The organism is Lactococcus nasutitermitis (assembly GCF_018403765.1).
GTDB classification, from domain to species: Bacteria; Bacillota; Bacilli; order Lactobacillales; family Streptococcaceae; genus Lactococcus; species Lactococcus nasutitermitis.
Window position 1 is genome coordinate 102,902 of the sequence record NZ_BOVQ01000001.1, and the last position, 21,838, is coordinate 124,739.

General features: G+C 32.0%; 18 protein-coding genes. All 18 read right to left on the reverse strand.

Annotated elements, in window-relative coordinates:
- Positions 1-17 precede the first annotated feature (17 nt).
- Positions 18-344 (reverse strand): AzlD domain-containing protein, encoded by a 327-nt coding sequence (locus KJS36_RS00420; protein WP_213533168.1) that lies wholly within the window; start codon positions 342-344, stop codon positions 18-20.
- Complete coding sequence (locus KJS36_RS00425) at positions 331-1,038, reverse strand: AzlC family ABC transporter permease (protein WP_213533170.1); 708 nt, start codon at positions 1,036-1,038, stop codon at positions 331-333. The genes KJS36_RS00420 and KJS36_RS00425 overlap by 14 nt, the downstream gene beginning before the upstream one ends.
- A 131-nt stretch (positions 1,039-1,169) precedes the next feature.
- A complete protein-coding gene (gene ffh, locus KJS36_RS00430) occupies positions 1,170-2,714 on the reverse strand; it encodes a signal recognition particle protein (RefSeq protein WP_213533172.1) in 1,545 nt (514 codons plus the stop codon).
- Positions 2,715-2,795: 81 nt separating this feature from the next.
- On the reverse strand, positions 2,796-5,450 hold the full coding sequence (locus tag KJS36_RS00435; RefSeq protein WP_213533174.1) for a leucine-rich repeat protein: 2,655 nt from the start codon (positions 5,448-5,450) through the stop codon (positions 2,796-2,798).
- Positions 5,451-5,550: 100 nt separating this feature from the next.
- The gene (locus KJS36_RS00440; protein WP_213533176.1) at positions 5,551-7,251 is read right to left on the reverse strand and encodes a ribonuclease J; all 1,701 of its coding nucleotides are present in this window, start codon (positions 7,249-7,251) and stop codon (positions 5,551-5,553) included.
- Between the two features lie 469 nt (positions 7,252-7,720).
- A complete protein-coding gene (locus KJS36_RS00445; protein WP_213533178.1) occupies positions 7,721-8,887 on the reverse strand; it encodes a nucleotide sugar dehydrogenase in 1,167 nt (388 codons plus the stop codon).
- 211 nt (positions 8,888-9,098) lie between these two features.
- Positions 9,099-9,458 (reverse strand): hypothetical protein, encoded by a 360-nt coding sequence (locus tag KJS36_RS00450; RefSeq protein ID WP_213533180.1) that lies wholly within the window; start codon positions 9,456-9,458, stop codon positions 9,099-9,101.
- Positions 9,459-9,563: 105 nt separating this feature from the next.
- Positions 9,564-10,061, reverse strand: a complete 498-nt coding sequence (locus tag KJS36_RS00455; RefSeq protein ID WP_213533182.1) for a sigma-70 RNA polymerase sigma factor region 4 domain-containing protein — start codon at positions 10,059-10,061, stop codon at positions 9,564-9,566.
- 426 nt (positions 10,062-10,487) lie between these two features.
- The gene (locus KJS36_RS00460) at positions 10,488-11,264 is read right to left on the reverse strand and encodes a tyrosine-protein phosphatase (protein WP_244842499.1); all 777 of its coding nucleotides are present in this window, start codon (positions 11,262-11,264) and stop codon (positions 10,488-10,490) included.
- 55 nt (positions 11,265-11,319) lie between these two features.
- Positions 11,320-12,021, reverse strand: a complete 702-nt coding sequence (locus tag KJS36_RS00465; RefSeq protein WP_213533184.1) for a CpsD/CapB family tyrosine-protein kinase — start codon at positions 12,019-12,021, stop codon at positions 11,320-11,322.
- Position 12,022: 1 nt separating this feature from the next.
- Positions 12,023-12,724, reverse strand: a complete 702-nt coding sequence (locus KJS36_RS00470; protein WP_213533186.1) for a YveK family protein — start codon at positions 12,722-12,724, stop codon at positions 12,023-12,025.
- A 634-nt stretch (positions 12,725-13,358) separates the two neighbouring features.
- A complete protein-coding gene (locus KJS36_RS00475) occupies positions 13,359-14,558 on the reverse strand; it encodes a hypothetical protein (protein WP_213533188.1) in 1,200 nt (399 codons plus the stop codon).
- 69 nt (positions 14,559-14,627) lie between these two features.
- Positions 14,628-15,701 carry a glycosyltransferase family 4 protein gene (locus tag KJS36_RS00480; RefSeq protein ID WP_213533190.1) on the reverse strand — a complete coding sequence of 358 codons (1,074 nt, stop codon included), beginning with the start codon at positions 15,699-15,701 and terminating at the stop codon, positions 14,628-14,630.
- Positions 15,702-15,705: 4 nt separating this feature from the next.
- Positions 15,706-16,842 carry a polysaccharide pyruvyl transferase family protein gene (locus KJS36_RS00485; RefSeq protein ID WP_213533192.1) on the reverse strand — a complete coding sequence of 379 codons (1,137 nt, stop codon included), beginning with the start codon at positions 16,840-16,842 and terminating at the stop codon, positions 15,706-15,708.
- Positions 16,839-17,561: a WecB/TagA/CpsF family glycosyltransferase gene (locus KJS36_RS00490; RefSeq protein WP_213533194.1), complete on the reverse strand. Its 723-nt coding sequence runs from the start codon at positions 17,559-17,561 to the stop codon at positions 16,839-16,841. Before KJS36_RS00490 ends, KJS36_RS00485 begins: the two co-directional genes overlap by 4 nt.
- Entirely contained in the window at positions 17,561-18,463 is a 903-nt protein-coding gene (locus KJS36_RS00495; RefSeq protein ID WP_213533196.1) for a glycosyltransferase, read from the reverse strand. Before KJS36_RS00495 ends, KJS36_RS00490 begins: the two co-directional genes overlap by 1 nt.
- Complete coding sequence (locus tag KJS36_RS00500; protein ID WP_213533198.1) at positions 18,464-19,075, reverse strand: sugar transferase; 612 nt, start codon at positions 19,073-19,075, stop codon at positions 18,464-18,466. It abuts the gene before it with no gap.
- A gap of 427 nt (positions 19,076-19,502) precedes the next feature.
- Positions 19,503-21,838: immunoglobulin-like domain-containing protein (locus KJS36_RS00505; RefSeq protein WP_213533200.1), on the reverse strand; the 2,336-nt coding region annotated here is incomplete at its 5' end.

The window sequence follows — 21,838 nt, forward strand, 5'->3', positions numbered from 1 at the left end:
ATCGCAAGCAAAATTTTTCAAAAAATTAGCTGTATCAAAGCAAGAGAAAAAATCCCAACAATAACAATCACAAAAAGATTTTTAGACAAAATAGCTGCAACTACTGTAGGAAACGAAGCCAATAAATTCTCAACATTAACACTCGGCAAATGTCCCAAATGTTGCGTAAAAAGACTAGAAAACCAAAGTGCTGACATGATAACAACAGGAACAAAACTCAGATATTCCACCAAAGATTTGGGAAGAGTAAATTTTTTAAGCAAGACAAAAGGAAGTATTCTTGATAACCAAGTCACCAGCATACACCCCACAATCGTTAAAATCTGATAATTAGAAATAAGCACGTTTCAACCATACCCCCAAACCACAAGCAATAAGTGTCACAACAAGCACCAAAATACTTGAAGGAATAAAAATCATCCCAACAAATACTAAACCAAGTGTCACAAGAACCATAATAAGTTGCAATCTTTGAGAAAGAGATTTATCCGCATTGATTTGTAAATATAACAGCCCAATAAACATCGCAGTAATTGCAAAACCAAGTCCAAACTTCGTTGAATTAGGAATCAAACCTCCTAAAAGCGCACCAAGCACACTCGAAATTCCCCATGCAATGTATGCCATCACATTTGAAGCACTATACCAAGAAACACTCAATTTATTCCCAGTTGTATTTCTTTTTGACATTCCCAATGCAAAACTCTCATCAGTCAACAAAGTCCCAATCCAAATATTTTTTAAAATTGACTCCTCTTTAAAATAAGATGCCACAGTCATTGACATCAAAATCATTCGTGAATTTACCAAAAAAACAGATAAAACAATTGACAAAATTGGACTAGATACAGCCAACATTGAAACCGCGATAAATTGTGCAGAACCAGCATAAACAATCGTAGAAAGTAAAAAAATCACGAGTACATTTACCCCCGCGGCGTGTCCTACTATACCAAAAGCTAAGCCAATACCAATATAGCCAAAAACTGTAGGCAAAGTATCTCGAACACCTTGCCGAAAACTGAGAATATCATTCATATTTTTACATCATCTTCTGAATTTTAGTTACTAATTATTATAATTTTTTATTCTACAATTTACAAGTATCAGAAAAAAAGAAATGAATAAACAATCCACTTCTCTTTTTAGTATATCAATTATGAGCAAGATTATTTTTTCTTGCGTCCTTTTTTCATTTTCTTTTGTGCACGTTTCATTGCCTGCTTCATAGCAAATTCTGTGGCTTTTCCTTTGAGTCCTCCACCAAACATTGCAGACATATCAGGATTTCCAGCACCGTCCATCATACCTTGTAAATCTCCCATAGCAGACATATCTGGCATTCTTCCTGGTAGATTAGGCATTTTACCATTACCTGCTCCCCCCATCATTTTCTGCATCATTGCATTCATATCACCATTCATCATTCCCTGCATCATATCTTTACTCTGATTAAATTGTTTAATGAACTTATTCACTTCAATAAAAGTATTCCCAGAACCAGCAGCAATCCGACGACGACGTGCGGGAGAAAGTTCAACCTCAAGTTGACGTTCGGCAGGCGTCATTGATAATACCATCGCTTTTTTACGTGCTACATCTTTTGGATCAACTTTTACCTTGTCCATACCAGGTACATTACTCATCCCAGGAATCATTTTCATGATTTCTTCCATCGGTCCCATAGATTGCACTTGGTCCAACTGCTCCACAAAATCTGAAAAATCAAAACGATTTTCTGCCATCTTTTCAGCAAGTTTTACAGACTGTTCCTCATCAAATTGTGCCTGAGCTTTTTCAATCAAGGTAAGCATATCGCCCATACCTAGAATTCGCGAACTCATACGGTCAGGATAAAAAACTTCTAAGTCTGTCAGTTTCTCACCTGTACCAGTAAATTTAATCGGCTTACCCGTAATCTCTCGAATAGAAAGCGCCGCACCACCACGTGTATCACCATCAAGTTTTGTGATGATAACACCTGTAATATCCAACTGTTCATCAAAAGTTTTTGCAACTTGTGCCGCAACTTGCCCCGTCATCGCATCAACAACCAGCAAAATTTCTGTTGGTTCTGCAAGTTCCTTGATTTGACGAAGTTCATCCATCAACTTATCATCAATTTCTAAACGACCAGCTGTATCAATAAGCACATAATCCCGACGTTCTTCACGCGCTTTTTCCAGACCATTACGAACAATATTAACAGGATTTTCAGCTGTTCCTTCATCATAAACAGGAATATCAAGCTGTTCTCCCAAAGTTTTTAATTGTTCAACTGCCGCAGGACGATAAACATCAGCTGCAATCATCAAAGGACGTGCATTTTTTTCTTCTTTAAGTTTTTTTGCCAGTTTTCCCGCAAAAGTTGTTTTACCAGCGCCTTGAAGCCCAACCATCATGATAATTGTTGGAATACGAGGAGACTTTAATAGCTCAGCCTCTCCTCCTCCCAAAATCACTGTCAATTCCTCATTAACAATAGAAATAATTTGTTGTGCAGGATTCAAAGCTTCAGAAACCTCTGTACCAATCGCACGTTCCCGAATAGCTTTGATAAATTTTTTAACAACAGGAAGCGCAACGTCAGCTTCAAGCAATGCAACACGAATTTCTTTCGTGATTTCTAACACATCATTTTCAGTAATTTTGCGTTTTCCACGCAGATTTTTAAAAACGTTCTGCAGACGTTCTGTTAAATTTTCAAATGCCATAATTTTTCCTAATCCATTTTTTATATCGCTCTATTATAGCATTTTTTCCAGTAAAATAAAATCAAGCTCAAGTATGATTTTTCATATTTCTTTCTTATTTTTAGAAAATTTTTGCATTACTCTACCTAATAGAATCCCCAAAATAAATGTTATTCCTCCAAAAACAAGTGATACATTTATTTTACTTGTTTTAGCCTTTTTACCTGAATGTAATTTACCATTTATATTAAATTTTTTATGAGAATTTTGTTTACTCAATTTATGAGGAGATTTTAATCCACTTGTTCCTCCATTTTTTTCATTTTGATTTACTCCAGAAATTCCCTTTCCTACATAATCATTTGATTTTTCCATTTGGTTATTATCCATTTTGGTAGTCTTATTATTTTGGAAAGATAAAAAAGATTTATTATCCAAATTTTGTTCTGGTATATACTTGCTTCCTAGTTTTTCCTTATGAAAAATTTGAAAGTTCCTTAGTTTACTATCTTTCACGATTTTAAAATACTTACATGAGATTATTTGTATCGTATAATTTTTCTTTATATCATTTTTTCCACGTATCACCGTAGTAGCAATATCACCATCTTGTTTCTTTACTTTCTTTTGTGGTATGAATTTTGTTTCTTTCGTTAACACTATACTATCAACAGCTTTATCAGAAATCCGTTCCCTTGGTAAAGTGATGTCCTTCTTACCAAAAGTATCACTACTTATAATTTCCAAATCTTTGACCACTTCTGGAACTTTTGCCATATTTGTATTTTCTACCATATTCGGAAGTCCCAGTATATCTAAGTTTTCAGATATATCCGGGGCTTCCGTCATATCTGTATTGTTTGGCATTTCCAGATTTCTCACTGTATCCGGAGTTTCCACTGTATTTGAAATTCCCGTGGTCTCTGAATTGTCTGGCATATTTGGGATTTCTGAATTATCCGAGGTATTTTGAATTTCCACTGTATCTGGAACTTCTGTTGTATCCGAATTGTCTGGCATATTTGGGATTTCCTTCATATCCGATGTTTCAGATATATTCGGAATTTCTAACGTATCTGGAATATTCACTATATCTGGAACTTCCGTTGTGTTCGAGTTGTCTGACACATTTGGGATTTCTGTTATATCTGAGGTTTCAGATATATTCGGGATTTCTAACGTATCTGGAATGTCCACTGCATCCTGAGTTTCCGCTGTATCTGGAACTTCCGTAATATCCGAATTGTCCGACATATTTGGAATTTCCTCCATATCCGAGGTTTCAGCCACATTCGGGATTTCTAACGTATCTGGAATGTCCACTGCATCTGGAACTTCCGTAATATCCGAGGTGTCCGACGTATTTGGAATTTCCTCCATATCTGAGGTTTCAGATATATTCGGGATTTCTAACGTATCTGGAATGTCCACTGCATCCTGAGTTTCCGCTGTATCTGGAACTTCCGTAATATCCGAATTATCCGACGTATTTGGAATTTCCTCCATATCCGAGGTTTCAGCCGCATTCGGGATCTCTAACGTATCTGGAATGTCCACTGTATCCTGAATTTCCGCTGTATCTGGAACTTCCGTAATATCTGAATTATCCGACGTATTTGGAACTTCCACTGTATCTGAACTTTTCGTTGTATCAGGAGCTTTCTCTGTATCCGAAACCTCCGCCGTATCTGAACCTTCTGGCCCACTTGATATTTCTGACGTATCTGAAACCTCCGGCATATCCATATTTTTCACCGTATCAGATATCTCTGATGTATTTGGATTATCTGAATTACTCACATCGCTAGTATTTTCTAATGACTCAGAAGTAGGAGAATTTGCATCACTTTGTGGTACTTGATTATCATTCTCAGAGAAACTCTCAGTTCCACTGGACGTATCTACATTTTCTTGCTCTGTTTCTCCTGTAGTTACTGAATTAATCCAACTTTTTTGTATCATTCCTTTACTGTCAATACTCACTATACGAATACCTGTTGCTGGCATATCTGAAAGTTGATTAAAAAACGGACTAACTTTATTAAGCGCATCACTTGTCCAAGTAACACCTGCACCAAGAGTCAATGATATTACTGGACTTCCAGAAAAAGCTTCAGAATTAATAAGTGTATTTGCATCATTTGCAAAAGTTATTCTTTGAATTGTATTGCTCTGAAAGGCTTTAGAAGAAATCTCTATCAAGTTTGAGCCAAAAGAAACTTCTGTAAGAAAATTATTAGCAAATGCTCTCGTAGCTATCTTGGTTAAACCTTTTGGAAATTCAATCTGTGTGATGGCATTCCCTGCAAAAGCATCTGTTTTTATAGTTTGAACATTTTGACCTAATATAACTTTTGTCAGTGCTTGCTTATAATAATTGGGATAAGCTGTTGTTGTTTGAAAAGCACTGGTAGAAATATCTGTGACATTATTTCCAATAATAACCGATTGGATACCTGTATTTGAAAAAGCGTAACTTCCTATTGATGTTATTGAATAATCAATTCCATTAACTACAAGTTTATCAGGAATAACAATATTTGCTCCTGCTTCTCCAGTATAAGAAGAAACAGTCGCCGTTTTTCCTGTCAAATCAAGCGTATAAACTACATTTTGACTATCTGTATAACTACTTGTATTACTTGCCGCGTGTGCTATGAGTGGTGTGAAACCGCAGTTACATTTTCCAGCAGGAAAAGTTTGTAGGGTTAACAATCCCAATCCCACAACAATTTTAGGTGCCATATATTTTGACATGAAAAATCCTCCTATATTTTTATACGAGATTTTTCTTCAAATGTCACATTTTCTAAAATAAAAAACAGTTCTTATTTTAGAACTGTTCAGATATTATAAATTATTTCTTTCCATGTCGTCTATTGTTAAGGCTTTGAGGTGCCCGAGCTTCCATGACAACGGGTAGAACAACTGGTCTTCTACGTGTTTGCTCATACAGGAATTTTCCTAAAACATCACGAATTGTCCCTTTTATCTCAGCCCAGTCAAATTCTTTACCTGCCAAATATTTTTCAACTGTTGTATTTACTAATTCAGATGCTTCTCTCATCAAATCACGTGATGCCTTGACATAAACAAAACCACGTGTATGAACTCTTGTTTTACTAACAATTTTATGTTCATTTTTATTAATTGTGACAACAGCAATAAAAATACCATCCTCAGAAAGAACTTTACGGTCTCGAAGTACAATCGAACCAATATCTCCAACTCCAGAGCCGTCAATCATGACATTATCTGCAGGAACAGTAGCAGCAGGAAGCATATCTTCACCCTCAAATTCAACGCTTTCCCCACGCTTTGCAATAAAAATATGCTCTGGCAAAATTCCCATATCCATTGCCAATTCTGCGTGAGCTCGTAATTCTCTATACTCTCCCTGAATTGGAATCAGATTTTTAGGACGTAAAATATCAATCATAAATTGCAAATCGCGAGCATTCGCATGACCTGAAATTTTTAAATCTGAAGATAGCATTTTCATAACACCACCAGCTTTGTAAATATCATTTTCAATGCGAGCAATCGTTGTTTCATAAGCAACTGATGGACTTGTCACAGCAAGGATGAGATCTCCGTCCTTAATTTGAACATGAGGGTGTCGGTGGTGTGCCATATCTCCTAAAACTTTCAGAGGTTCTCCCATACGTCCTGTTTCAAGAATAACCAGTTCATCATCTGCAAATTCTTTGATATCTTTTGGTTTAATGATTGATTTCTGATCTACGATGTGTAACTTCTTCAATCGTGTTGCAGTTTCAATGATTTGATCCATATCTTCGCCAGTAAATGCTAAACGACGTCCACATTTGATTGTGGCATCAATAACCTGTTGAATACGTCCAAGATTACCCGCATTACACGCAACAATAACACGTCCTTCACAATCATCAATGTAATCATAAATTTTATCATAGATTTCATGTTCACTTGCTGATTGGTTCATTGATAAAGCATTTGGTGATGCAGAAAGTAAAGCAAGCACACCATTATTACCAATTTCAGCCAAACGACGCATATTTGTTCGATAGCCTTCTGTCACAGCAGGGTCAAAACGAAAATCACCTGTATAAACAATATTTCCTCCAGCAGTCGAAAGCACTATTCCAAGACTTTCAGGAATAGTATGAGTTGTCGTAAAGAATGATACGACAGTACTACCAAAATCAATCTCTGTTTCTTCATTCACAACATGAAAATCATTAAACTTACGGCTTCCTTCATAATTTTTAACATTGATTTTTGCTAGTTCAATTGTTAATTCGCTGGCAAAAACAGGCACTTGTAACTCAGAAATGATGTAAGGCAATGCTCCAATAGAATCTGCATGTCCATGCGTTAAGAAAATTCCTGCAACTCTATCTGCATTTTCAATTAAATATGTAATATCAGGAATAACAAAATCCACTCCTAGCATGTCTGTTTCCGCATATTTCAGTCCAGCATCAAGAACAAAAATCTGTTCATCAACTTCTGCTATATACATATTTTTCCCAAATTCGCGGACTCCTCCTAGAGTTGTCACTTTAAGTTTTATCATATTTTTTGACCTTTCTTTTTCTCTTGTTAATTTCCAACACAAAAAACACTCTATTTTGATGAGTTAGTATTTTGTACTTGTTTGTTATTTGCCTTATTCACTCTCGATAATCGGTCGAGTGGGACATTTTTCAATCAAATTTTATTTATTATTAAATTCTAAAACATGCTCATGCAAAAAGCACATTTAAATTATTTATTTCTCACGAATAGTGAGATAAAAGAGGCTGCCATTCAGTCTCACCGAAAATATTCCTTTCTTAGTTTATCACTATTTCACAAAAATTGCAAAAAAGTGATGTTCTTCATCTTGAGTTAAAAAGTTCTAAAAAGAGCGAAGTCTGTAATACCTCGCTCTTTCTATAACCAACTTTTAATATCCCTAATAACACTATGAATTATAAATATTTCTTTTTTTCATTTTTATTATACTATTTTCTTTCTGATTTCTAAAATGATATGCAAAAATTTTAATCTCTCCCAAATAAGTCTCGAGTATAAACTTTTTCTTTAACATCATCAAGTTCGTGTACATAACGATTAGAAACAATAACATCAGAAATAGCTTTAAATTCTGTCAAATCCCGTACTACACGTGAGTGATAAAATTCTTCTTCCTGTAATGAAGGCTCATAAACTACTACTTCAATTCCTTTGGCTTTAATCCTTTTCATAATTCCTTGGATAGATGAAGAACGAAAATTATCTGAATTTGATTTCATCGTCAAACGGTAAATACCAACTACTGTTGGGCGACGTTTTAAAATCATTTCTGCGATATGGTCTTTTCTAGTTCTATTTGCATTAACTACAGCTTCAATGATATTTTCAGGAACATCATCGTAGTTTGCTAACAACTGCTTTGTATCCTTAGGCAAACAATATCCACCATAACCAAAAGAAGGATTATTATAATGATTACCAATACGTGGGTCAAGTCCGACACCATCAATTATCTGTTTTGTATCTAAATCACGTATTTCAGCATAAGTATCTAGTTCGTTAAAATACGCTACACGTAAAGCAAGATAGGTATTAGAAAAAAGTTTAATGGCTTCTGCCTCTGTTGGATTCGTAAATAGCAAAGGAATATCCTTTTCAATAGCTCCTTCAATTAAAAGATTGGCAAAAGTTTCTGCACGTTCTGAGCGTTCTCCCACAACAATTCGTGAAGGGTATAGATTATCATATAAAGCTCGTCCTTCTCGTAAAAATTCTGGAGAAAAAATAATATTATCTGTAGAAAATTTTTGACGCATTGATTTTACAAAACCAACAGGAATTGTAGATTTAATGATGATTGTTGCTTGAGGACTTATCTCCATAACACTTTGAATAACTTCTTCAACTGAATTCGTATTAAAATAATTTCTTTCATCATCATAATTTGTAGGTGTAGCTATAACTACAAAATCACTATCAGCCAATGCTTCTTTTTTATCTGTTGTTGCCAATAAATTAAGTTTTTTATTTTCTAAAAAATCTTCAATTTCTTTATCTAAAATAGGAGATTTTTTTTGATTAATCAATGCTACTTTATCCGCTACAATGTCTAATGCGACTACCTCATGATGCTGTGCTAAAAGTATTGAAATAGACAATCCAACATATCCTGTTCCTACAACCGCAATTTTCATTTTTATTTTCTCCCTCATTTTTTCCAACTTTTTATCTTTTCGATTTATCCTTATCTCAATTTTTTTATTATACCATGTTTCAAAGCATATTAAAACGATATTCTTTAATATTATATCCGTTTATACATAAAAAAGTAAAGCAGTTCTGCTTTACTTTTTTTCTTAAAATCTGTTACTCAGAATCTCACTATAAATCAATGAAACTATTTGTTTAAACTGGTAAAGGATAATTTCCATTCATTGGTTCTGAATCATCATCTGAATTTCTTTTGTTTTCTCGTTCCTGAGTGTCTAATGCAAATAAAGTATAAGTCATACAACTTTGCATTCGGTTTTGAGAATTGAAATGACGTAGTTCATTCATGAGATGCTGGTGATATTTCAACTTAAAATGAATAAGTAAGTTTTCTTTGGGATATTCAATTTGTAAAAGTTTAAGTAATACTACTCGTCCCTCTTTAAGATAATCATTATCCTTCCAAAAATGAATTTTAACATGACTCATGGATTTTATAATAATTGGTTTTACTTTATGAAACATTTCTTCAAAATCTGCCTGATAATTATACATTTAATTTTTCCTCATCTTTTTCATTCATTTACTATTTTTGAAAGATAAATCTCTCTATCTTTATATACGAAATTTACGTAAAATTGTCACAAAAAATTATTTATTTTATTCATCACCGTAAAGAATTTCCTTTATTTTTTCTTTTAATCGGTATTTTTCCATTCGTGTCAATTTCTTTCCTTCTAACTGATAACGCAATAAGCGCTGATAGCTAGGTGATAATTTTTGTGCTAACTCACTATCCAATAAATGATAAAGTGTTTCATCCTCTGGGGTTGTGTAATTACCATTTAAAACATCTGCTTGTTCATAAACATCAAGCGCAGAAGGAATACAATTCATTGCTTGTTTTTGAGTATTGATATGTCGAAGTTCATCAATAAGATGTTGACGATATCTTACTTTAAAATAAACCAACAGTTTTTCTTTTTTGCATCCATTCTGTAAAATTTCAAATAAGATAATACGTCCCTCTTGAAGATATTCATCATAATCCCATAAGTGAAGTTTCAACTGCTTCATAGATTTCACAATAGTTGGTTTTACTATATCAAATATTTGTTCAAAATCTTGTTCATCGTCTAAATTATAGTTAGTACTCATTATATTTCCCTTTCAATTTTTCATTTGCTTGTATTAAAAACGTCAACTATAAAATATTAGGGGTTCCACGAATAAATATTGACAATTAAATTCTTCCTTTCTTAAATTATCTGAAACTTATATTATCATTTTAAACTCCTATTAAAAAAATTCAAAATAATATGCAATTCAAAAATTGATTGTATAATTGAGCGGTAAATAAAAAATATTCAAGAACTATTTGGCAGGCATCCCAAAGCTAGACTTTTGATATCGTGCTCTCCATAAACTGGGCTAAATATCCAAAATATGGGGAGTTTTATTATGGTTAAATAACCGAATATCAATTAAAAATGATACAATAACAAAAAACTCAAGCAATAATATTACTTGAGTTTTAGTCCAGTTTTATAGGGACAACTCCATTAATGAATTATTCTCTACCTACTATTTTTTGTTTAGTCTTTTCCAGAAAAATTTTTTTATTGATATTGCATGAGGATTATCCACATAAACTTTTTTATTTAATAAAATAGATCTAGCATTATCATCAAGTTCCTTCGTATATTTGGAACCATACTTCTTTCTTAACAATTTAAAAGCTTCCTTCATACGAAAATCACGATAAGAAACATCATGTGCATCACTGGCAACAAAATGTGCTAAGTTAGCTTCTAATAATTGGTATGTAAATTTTTGTATCTTTTTTCCAAAATGTCCAGTAATACTTGAAGCCGTTACTTGAGACAGAGCTCCATTCTCTATAAAACGGTAAAGTAGCTCTGGATGTTTCATTATTTTTATATTTCTTTCTGGATGAACAATAATGGGGACCAAGCCTTCACATCGCATTTCATAAAATAAATTTTCAGAATATAAAGGTACATCAGAAGTAGGAAACTCCACAAGTATATATCGACTCGATTTATTAACACTAAAAAGTTCTCCCGACAAAAAATCTTCCAGTAGTTCACCATAAATTCGAATTTCCTGTCCAAGTAATAATGTGATTGGAATTTTATTATCATATATTATGCTTTGCAGTGTATCTCTATTTAAAATAATTTGTTCCACAGTCGCTTTATACTTACTATTATGATGTGGTGTAACTACAATTGTATCTATTCCCTCTTTAACGGCCTGATTTAACATAATCAAACTATTTTCTTGATTTGTTGGCCCATCATCTATCCCTGGTAATATGTGACAATGTAAATCAATCATTTATGATATTATTCTCTTCCATTTTTATTTTTGGCAGTATTAGGTCTAGTTGGTTTTATTTATACTGATAATAGCTATTGTTTTTTACTTTTTTTATCTGATTTAGTACTACACCAATCACATTTGCATTAACCTGTAATAACTTTTTTTTAGATTGAACAAGTCCCTTATTCTCTGTACTTTCTGATTTTACCACCAAAATTGTTGCATCACAAATAGCTGCAATAATTTGTGCATCCGTTGCAACCAAAATAGGCGGTGTATCTATAAGGATAATATCGTAGGAACTTTTTAACATAGAAATTAAATCACACATTGATTGTGAACCAAGTAGCCTAGAAGGATCAACAGGAATAAAACCTGCTGGCATTATAAATAACCCTTGAGCTTCTTGAACAGATTGTATGCTTTTATCTATATCTATTTTTTTCATTAAGACGTCGGATAATCCATTAACATTATCCTTTCTAAATATCTTTTCTAAGCTAGGCTTTCGGAGATCTGCATCAATCATAAGAACTTTTTTTCCTTGCTGAGCATAAATTACTGCAAGATTAGCAATCGTTGTTGTTTTACCTTCAGAAGGACCTGCCGAAGTTATTGTTATTGTCTGAAGCTCTCTATCAATCTGCGTGTATTCAATATTTGTCCTTAGAGAACGATACTGCTCTGTAATGGAAGAAGTTGGATTAATATATGCAATCAAACGTTTGTCCCTCCCTCTACGAGTTGATTGCTGCTTATTTTTGTTTAACATCTTATTTCTCCATTTCATTCATAGTAATAACTGGTATTTCTCCCAAAATGGGGAACTCAACGAGTTTTTCAATATCTTCTGATGATTTTACAGTTGTATCCAAAAAATAACGCAAGAGACTTATAATCAGCCCTATCACAAGCCCAACAAACGCTCCTATACTTAAATTTATTTTTTTATTTGGGGTTATTGGAGCTGTGTTCTCACTAACAATTGCAGGAGCTAAAACCACCACATTATCAATATTCATAATCTTAGTAACTTCTGTCTTAAAAACATCAACGGTCGTATTTGCAATATCTTTCGCTACAAATTTACTTTTATCATTTACTGATAGTGTAATTACTTGAGAATTTGTCTCTGTACTCAACTTAATTTTATGTTGTAGACTTGCTGCTGTTGTATTTAAATGTAACTGATTAATAACTTGATTTAATACGATAGGACTTATCAAAATTTCATTATAGGTGTGTATAAGTTGTAAATTTCCTTGAATTTCTTGAGCTGTCGTTTGATTATCAATATTAGCAGAAGAGCGAACAATAATTTGAGTTTTTACCTGAAATTTTGGTGTTATAAACTTAAAAGTAACAACTGCTGATAAAAGCAATCCCAAAACAGAGAAAAGTAAAATCATTCTTAATCCCTTTTTCAATATTATCAATAATTTGAATAAATCAACGTTTTCTTTTTGTATTTCCATTTTATCTTTCCAACATCTACTAGTTTATTTGATTTTGTGATAAATTATGAATACGAGTTTTTCTGAATCTGGTATAACTTGAAAACTCAGATTATTAATCATTTTTACCTCTCCCTGAAGAAAGCATGATTAATATTTCTAAAAACTTGGTTATAATTCATCATAATTTCTTTTACCTGATTCCACGTTAAATCTGTTTTTACATTTCCCCCCCATTTATCATATTTTTACCTTCATAAAAATTTATACCATCAATCTTAAATGACATATCAGAATCTACCGTGATTCCTCCAATAGCATCTATTACTTATTTAAGTCCTTCAAAATTCATAATCATTTAATGTTCTATATTAATATTAACTAAATTATCCACTGCAAATATAGATGATGCCCTCTTCCTGTACGTAAGCAGCATTAATTTTCTTCAAAGTTGTAATCGTTTCTCCTTTATTTGCAGTATTATTTAAAGGTGCATATATTTTGCTCACATTCACTTTTATTATATGGTAAAAAGTTGATCCAGCCACTCCGATAGTGATAATCAATAATGTTATTATAAGCAATATAGTATTACAAATCTGATGTTTTTTACCTACCTTTCCCTTCTATTTATTTTGCGAAATCATACTATTTTTTATTTCTCGTCATACGTCTTTGAATCATTTATTGCCAGAAATCCAAATATAGCTATACCTATACCAGTACTAATAGTACTTTCGGTAAAACAACTTATTAATAAAAATAAAGCTAAAAGTTCTATATTCCGTTTCTTATCTACTGATACATCCGTTATTAGATTTATTATCATGGCTAAAAACATAATGAAATATAGAATTCCACCAAAAAAACCAAATTGAGCAAAAAGCATTGAGACATAACTGTCCATTCCATATTGATAGGAGCTCGTTAAAAAGCCATATGTATCACTTAAACCATATAGATTATATAATGGCGAATAATGAACAAAGGATGTATATGAACCAAAAGTGGAAAATCCTGAGCCTAAAGGGAAATGATCTTTTGCAATTTCAGCTGCTTTAGACATGAGTGTTGCTCTTACAGAACTCTCCGTGTTAAGAAGTTTTGTATAAACAATATCACCGAAACTAGTATATCCCAAAGTTCCTAATCCTATTATACTTATCATATTTTGTATTATAGGTATTTTTATTTTATCTACAAGAAAATAATAGAAAAAATATACAAGTATAAGAAGCAAAATCTTTGTTCTCATAGTTGATAACATTAAAATAATCGCCATTAATTGATAGTATTTTTTATTTCTTCCTGATATTAAAGCCCAACCCAAAAAAGAAATACTAGCCAAATAAGTAGGATGTGAATATATAAGTTGCTGTGATGGAAAACCAAATCTAATATCTAAAGTTGGAAAAATTTTTAAAGGTATATTTATCAATAATAGTATAAAATTAATGACAACCAATGACTTAAGGTTTACTATAAAAAATTGCTTCATCTTTTTTTTAGACTTTTCAGATATTAATAAAGAAAAAGCATAAAATATTATCATAAATCTACTAAACAAGAAACCGTCTATTAATACTGCTTTAAATCCTTGATAGGAAAATAGAAAAGAGGATAGCATTCCTATTAAAATTAGTATTAGAAAAGAAGAAAAAGCAATAAAATTCATGATACTTAATTTTTTTGAAAGCAGGTACGGAATATTGACAAGAGAGGCTATAAACCAAACTATAACAATTATATTAACAAGTTGAAGTTTACCTAAAACAGGTAAATATTTTTCTATCCACAGATAATTTAATAAATAAAATATACTGAAATAACAAAAAAAGTTCTCTATTCTTTTCATAAACACTACCTTTTATACTTTGATAAATCCTTCTGTATTTCAACAGAAAATCCATCATTTTTCAGTAATTTATTTATTTTCATTCTCCCTCGTTTTTTTTAATATTCTTTTTAATTTATCTCCATAGTTACGTATATTAAATTTTTCTACTATTGTATTTCGTGCTTGATTGCTAAGTTGAACTTTATATTCTTTATCTGAATCACACATATAGTTTTTAATAACACTATACAACTTCTCCTCATCTCCTGGTTTTATAATGAAACCATTGACTTGATCCTCAATTACTTCCTCTATGCTACCTACGTTAGTAGAAATATTAGGTATCCCTAGTGACATTGATTCCAAAATTGCCATTGGCATTCCTTCATTATAGGAAGGTAATATATTTAGTGCTGCTTCTTTCATTGCTTCAACTTTTTTATCTCCATCTACCCATCCTCCAACAAAAACATTGGTTAGATTATTTTTGGCTATTATATCTCTCACAATTTCGATTTCTCCATCACCATAAAGTTTAAATTGTATGTTCTGATTATTTTCCTTAAATCTACTTGCTACTTTTAATACATCATATGTTCCTTTTCGTTTTCCTAATCGTCCAAACATTGTGATAATAAGACTTGAAGAATCATAATAGTATATTGGCGAACATAATACCGCATTATGCAATATCTCGATTTTCCTATTGGGAACTTTAATTTCTTTATGATAAAAATTTTTCCAGTTTTCTCCCAAAACAATTAAATAGTCACAATAATCACAGAAAATTCTTCGAACCTTTTCCTTCTTTGGCTCTTTTAAATTATGATAATATACATCAAATGAAGATGAATGAGAGTGAAAAACAACTTTCTTATTAAAGAGTTTTGATATTTTTGAATAATAAGCTTTTCTGGTAAAACTTCCATTATGAGCAAAATGGATGTAAACAATATCTACTTCGTTTTTAGATAAGAAAAGTGGAAATAATATAATTTTTATTATTGAATACATTATTCGGGAAAAAAATGTTCCACTTTTCCAACTCTTATACTCCTTGAATGACACATCAGTTATATCTATATTACTTGAAATATTATTGATAACTGTAGAAATTCCACCTTTTTCCATACTACTTGGTCCAACAATGACAACTTTCATTAAATTACCTCTTTATCAAGCTTATATTTTCATACATTTTATCAAAAAAATTCTGATTTTCATCATGGACTTCTAAAACTCTATTAAACACCTTTTGTAAATTCGTATCTACTAAGAATTTTTGAATCTTTGTATTAATCTCTTCATAACTCTTTCCATATTCTATACAATATTCCTGAATTCCAAGATAATCAAAACATTCTCTCCCCTTATCTTCATATGAAATATTAAATGCCGGAATGCCGTTAATCCAAGAAAGTATACACATATGTAATCTCGTACCTATTACAAATTCGTACTCATCTAATTTGACTATAAGTTCATCTAACTTATAACATGTATCATCTACTAAAACCCCATCTACCTTATCTTCTTTTATCAATTCATTAACAATTTCATAAGCTATTATAGAATCATCTGGATACCCTGCCTCTCCTTGACAAGTTGAAAGAAAAGTAATTTCATACTTTTGACTAACTAGATACTTGACTATGTTCTTTATATTTTCTTTAAAATCTTGAATTTCTTCAGGTTTTTCATTCCATTCTCTAACCGAAATAGCTATCTTATTAGTTCTCGTGGTCTGTTTTATATGATTTATCGGTAATAAAAATGCTGCATCTTTTGTTTGATAGACATTATCAAAAGTACCTATATTTTTTATCCTATCCATTGATTTCTGATCCCGAACATAAAATAATTCAAAACAAGCCATTGATTTAGCCAATATTTCCTGATCTTTATTTGTTAAATAACCTATAGACTGAGAATACATATAAATAGGTTTATTTAATACCTTTCTAAATAAACTCAACAGTTTTATTTTTTTCTTGACTCCATAAAAACTATTAATATAGCCCCCTGGAGCACTAACAACAGCATCCATTTGCCTATAAATAGGGTTTATTAGCAGTAAACACAATAAATAAATTGTACCAATTCCTGGAATCTTTGTTATCATCCTTTTCATCAGGGGAGATTTTATCCAGTTTTTATCGGGGTATTTTGCTTTCACCCTTTTATAATTAAAAGTAGAATAATAAACAATATCCCCCTTACTTTCAAATTGATTCCCAATTGAAAAAATTAATGCCGCATCGCCATTATTCAATGGAACAGCGTTTTCAATTAATATATTCATTTAAATTTCTCCTTGAAAACCTTTTTTATGAATAATGTATTTCCTATAATATATCTATCATACATCCTCACAGGTTCTTGTATAAATCGGTAAAACCACTCCATTCCAATTTTTTGAATAATTCTAGGCGCACGTTTAGTTTTACCTGAATAAATATCAAAGCTTCCTCCAACACCCATTATAAATGGAACGTTTACCTTTTTTTGATATTTTTCAATCCAAATTTCTTTTTTAGGACTAGAAAATCCTAAAAATAATATATCTGGGTTAGCTTTTTTTATTTCATCAGCTATTAACTCAGAATCTTTATAATATCCATTATGATAGCCTGCTATCTTCAATATTGGATGATTCTTTTTTAAAATAGAGACCATTCTTTCTATAGATTCTTCCGTTGCCCCTAAAAAATAAACACTATATCCTTTTTTCTCACTCACATCTAATAACTTATAGAATAAATCAACCCCAGTAACTCTATATTTTATTGGTATTTTTAATATTTTAGCTGCCCATATGATTGACATACCATCAGCATTGACTAAATCTGCCCGTGATATGACATCTTTTAATTGAGAATCCTCATCAATAAGGTTTATTTTTGAAGCATTGATTGAAACTTGATAAATAGGATTCCTTTTATCAATATTTTCTATAATTTTTTCTGTAGTTTCATTTATATCTAAAGAATCAATAAAAGTATTAAAAATCTGATATCTCATTAAATTGCTCCTTTCGATAACTTATTAAATATCTTAATAAATATCTTAATAACTGTTTTTTTTATTCCATATTTTGATAGTATCTGATAGGCGTTTATTGGTCTATTGAATATTACCAATAAATAAGTAATTGCCCGATTTTGAGGTGGAATTACATTAAGAATCCCAAATTTTTTTAATATAGAGAAGTCAAACACAAGTATAGAAAATTTTAAAAACATTCTATTTAAAATATTTCCTCCATGAACTAATTCTAACCACATTGGAATCTCTTCAGATAAAAACCTAACTTCAAAGTGATTTACAATTTCCATATGATTATAACCAAGTATTGTTTCCAGTTTATTATTTTGATCACAAATTAGAGTTGAAAAATGATTATTAGGAAAATAGTACCTCGTCATTACTCTTTTTTTCAAATCAAATTGAATTCCGTTTGGAAACACAAGAAGTTCTGTTTTCCCATTATTTTCAATATTATTCTGAATCAGTTGTATATAATTTAAACTGAGAGCATCATCATTATCTAGCCTAGAAGTTACTAAAGTTCCTGTCCTTTCTTGTTTAAATATATCCTCAAGAATTATTTCTAATTCATCTGTACTCTTTAAAAATATAGGCCGGAAATTGGGTAACTCAGCTTGAATATACTGGATTTTATTTTTGAATTTTTGAGGTGTCTTATCACTAAATAATACAATCCAATCAAAATTTTTATTTGATTGATTTTTTATTGAAGGAATTGTATATTCTTCGAAAAGAGAAAAGCGATACTGCAAATACTTTTCATCTGTATTTACATCAATTTTATCAACTTGATTATTAAGCATTTGATCCCTTAAGGTAATATTAAAGCGTGTAATTATATAGTGATTAATGTTAGCATGAAAGTTTTTATCCATTTAATATGCTCCTTCTCCGGTTAAAATAACTTTAAAAGTTTTTAAGAAAATCTTTATATCTATCATAGGACCGTATTTATTAATATATTTCAGATCTAACTGAATCATTTGATCAAAATCCAAATTACTGCGACCACTAACTTGCCATAACCCCGTACATCCTGGTTTTACAGAAAATCTCTCCATTTGATATTCTGAATACTTTTCTACTTCAGATGGTAAAGATGGACGAGGACCTATTAAGCTCATTTCTCCTTTAACAATATTAAATAGTTGAGGAAATTCATCCAGACTCATTTTTCTAAGTACATTTCCAACCTTTGTAATTCTCGGGTCTTTTTTTATTTTAAAAATAGGGCCCCTTTGCTCATTTCTCGCTTCCAACTCATTTCGTAACATATCCGCCTCAACAATCATACTTCTAAATTTATACATTATAAATTTAGATCCATTTATACCTATTCGTTCTTGCTTATATAGTATAGGTCCCTTAAAATCTTCTATCTTCATTGCAATTACTATTAATATCCATAATGGAATTAGAATAACTATTAAAATTATGCTCAAAAAAACATCGAAAAAGTGTTTATAATCTTCATAGTTTAACTTCAAATAAAACTCCCCCCTTCTAAGTTCTTTATTAAAAGAAGTGTGTTTGTATACTTCTCTCAATAAAGAAAACAATAAAACGATATAAGTTATTCACCTCTAAAGCGATAACTTATATCATTTTCTATTTATACTAGTTCAAATTAGAAAAGCACGATTACTATATTATCTAACTGCTAATTCAACATCATTCTCAAAATCACCGTGATTATCTAGTTTAGTAATTTTGAGAATTTGGAGACTTAAAAAATATATTCTCCTCTTTCTCATTATCTACTTTTGGTTCCAAATAAAGATCTATATAAGTTAATTTGAGATATTACTCTACTTTATATATTATTGTTTTGAGTAGTAAAATTTTTAAAGCAGATCTACCACTCACTAATGATGATTTTAGAACTGTAAGACTTACAGAGATAATATATTTGTATTATTCAGCAACAACTGACAATAATTTTTTATCAAGTTCTTTATTATTTTTATCATAAGCTACTACGTAAACTTCATCTGTTGTATTCACAATATTAGAACCAACATAATAAGAGAATTTACCATCAGCAAACGTTCCACCTACTGATAGCTCAGATCCATTTACTTCAACTTGAACTTTAGCAACATCTCCACTAAAATCTCCTGTAATCTTACTAGTTTTTAATACGAAATTATCTGGAGTAACCGTACCTGATGTTGCTTTTAGAGGTACTTCTTTACGATCAAGCTCTTTACCATCTTTATCAAAGGCAACGACAAACACCTTATCATTCTCTGAAGTAATTTTCTGACCTACATAGTATGAAAACTGACCAGAATCAACGGTTCCACCCTCTGGAAGAAGATTTCCATTCACTTCAACTTGAACTTTAGCAACATCCCCACTAAAAGTTCCTGTAATTTTACTGCCACCTGCCATTGAAAACTCATTAGGTGCAACTTCCCCTTTAGTATCGGCTTTAGTTATATCTAATTGCTTCCGATATAATTCATTACCATCCTTATCATATCCAATAACATATACTTCATCTTGAACAGACTTAATTTGTCTACCAATGTAATAACTAAAGTTTCCATTTGTAGCAGAAGCGCTACTAGATAGCAAAGTACCATTCAATTCTACTCGAACACGAGCAACATCTCCTTCATAAGTACCTGAAATTCTACTATCTTTTGATACATCAAAACTTGTTGGGGTAACTGTACCTTTAGGTGCAGAAGTAACAACTGTGACTGGTTTACGATCAAGTTCTTTACCGTCTTTATCAAGAGCAACGACAACTACCTTATCAGATTGACTTGTAATATTAGCACCTGCATAATATTTGAAAGTACCATTTGAAACCGTACCACCTACTGGAGAAAGTGTACCATTAATTTCAATTTGAACTTTAGCAACATCTCCACTAAAAGTACCTGTTACTGAACGGCCTCCTGATAAGTCATAAGTAGCTGGTGTGACTGTACCTTGTGTCATAGAATTAGTAATTGTTACTGGCTTACGATCAAGTTCTTTACCATCTTTATCAAAAGCAACGACAACTACCTTATCAGATTGACTTGTAATATTAGCACCTGCATAATATTTGAAAGTGCCATTTGAAACCGTACCTCCTACTGGATAAAGCGTACCATTAATTTCAATTTGAACTTTAGCAACATCTCCAGAGAAAGCACCTGTTACTGAACGGCTTCCTGATAAGTCATAAGTAGCTGGTGTGACTGTACCTTTAGGGACAGAAGTAACAACTGTGACTGGTTTACGATCAAGTTCTTTACCATCTTTATCAAAAGCAACGACAAACACCTTATCAGATTTGCTTGTAATATTAGCACCTGCATAATATTTGAAAGTACCATTTGAAACCGTACCTCCTACTGGATAAAGCGTACCATTAATTTCAATTTGAACTTTAGCAACATCTCCACTAAAAGTACCTGTTACTGAACGGCCTCCTGATAAGTCATAAGTAGCTGGTGTGACTGTACCTTTAGGGACAGAAGTAACAACTGTGACTGGTTTACGATCAAGTTCTTTACCATCTTTATCAAAAGCAACGACAAACACCTTATCAGATTTGCTTGTAATATTAGCACCTGCATAATATTTGAAAGTACCATTTGAAACCGTACCTCCTACTGGATAAAGCGTACCATTAATTTCAATTTGAACTTTAGCAACATCTCCAGAGAAAGTACCTGTTACTGAACGGCTTCCCGATAAATCATAAGAAGCTAGTGTGACTGTACCTTTTGTATCTACTGGTACTTCAGCCTGTGTTGGATTTGGATCAACATCATCTGTCAAGCCATCGCCATCGGTATCGGCTTTGGTTGAATCTGTTCCTTTAGCTACTTCTTGGCTGTCATTTAGACCATCGCCATCCAAGTCTGATTGTGTTGGATTTGGATCAACATCATCTGTCAAGCCATCGCCATCGGTATCAGCTTTGGTTGGATCTGTTCCTTTAGCTGCTTCTTGACTATCTGTCAGACCATCACCATCCAAATCTTTTCCTAATGGATTCGTATCAGCTTTATCGTTGATTCCATCACCATCAGTATCGGCTTTGGTTGGGTCTGTTCCTTTAGCTACTTCTTGGCTGTCATTTAGACCATCGCCATCCAAATCTTTTCCTAATGGATTCGTATCAGCTTTATCGTTGATTCCATCGCCATCGGTATCGGCTTTGGTTGGATCTGTTCCTTTAGCTACTTCTTGGCTGTCATTTAGACCATCGCCATCCAAGTCTGATTGTGTTGGATTTGGATCAA